The 1,218-nt window shown below is 43.8% G+C and carries 1 protein-coding gene; it reads left to right on the forward strand.

The window, feature by feature from the left end; genetic code table 11:
* The coding region (tuf, locus tag NPX99_RS08700; RefSeq protein ID WP_269031429.1) for an elongation factor Tu at positions 1-1,176 on the forward strand (1,176 nt) is incomplete at its 5' end.
* Positions 1,177-1,218 lie beyond the last annotated feature (42 nt).

Genomic DNA, 1,218 nt, shown 5'->3' on the forward strand with positions numbered 1-1,218 from the left:
ATGGCAAAGAGCAAATTTGAACGTACGAAGCCGCATGTTAATATTGGAACGATTGGTCACGTTGATCATGGAAAGACGTCGTTAACAGCAGCGATTACGAAATATTTTGGTGAATTTAAAGCGTATGACCAAATTGATGCGGCACCAGAAGAAAGAGCGCGTGGAATTACCATTTCTACGGCACATGTTGAGTATGAAACAGAGAAGCGGCATTATGCGCATGTTGATTGTCCAGGTCACGCGGATTATGTGAAGAACATGATTACGGGGGCAGCGCAAATGGATGGAGCGATTTTGGTTGTCTCTGCTGCTGATGGTCCGATGCCTCAAACACGTGAGCATATTTTGCTTGCGCGCCAGGTTGGTGTTCCAGCGATTGTTGTTTTTCTGAATAAGGTTGATCAGGTTGATGATGCTGAGCTTTTAGACCTTGTTGAGCTTGAAGTGCGGGAACTTTTGTCAAAATATGATTTCCCAGGAGATGATATACCAGTGGTTAAGGGTTCTGCGTTGGCTGCTCTTGAAGATAAAGATAAGAGCATTGGGGAAGATGCGGTTCGTCTTTTGATGAGTGAAGTTGATAATTATATCCCAACACCAGAGCGTCCTGTTGATCAGCCATTTTTGATGCCGATTGAAGATGTTTTTTCGATATCTGGTCGTGGTACGGTTGTAACTGGTCGTGTTGAGCGTGGAGTTATCAAGGTTGGAGAGGAAATTGAGATTATAGGTATTCGTCCTACATCAAAGACGACGGTTACTGGAGTTGAAATGTTCCGCAAGCTTTTAGATCAAGGTCAAGCTGGTGATAATATTGGCGCTCTTCTTCGTGGAGTTGATCGTGAAGGGATTGAGCGTGGACAAGTTCTTGCAAAGCCTGGCTCGGTTACTCCTCATACGCGTTTTAAAGCAGAGGCTTACATTTTAACGAAGGATGAAGGTGGTCGTCATACACCATTTTTCACGAATTATCGTCCACAATTTTACTTCCGTACAACGGATGTTACGGGAATAGTGACGCTTCCAGAGGGAACAGAGATGGTCATGCCTGGAGATAATGTTGCGATGGATGTTTCTTTGATAGTTCCCATTGCCATGGAAGAAAAGCTTCGTTTTGCTATTCGCGAAGGTGGTCGTACTGTTGGTGCTGGTATCGTTTCTAAGATCATTGAGTAAGGAATGGTTATTGAAAAACGTCTTTGGTGTAAGAGACGTTTT

It is taken from the genome of Bartonella sp. 220B (assembly GCF_026930205.1).
Lineage (GTDB): Bacteria > Pseudomonadota > Alphaproteobacteria > Rhizobiales > Rhizobiaceae > Bartonella.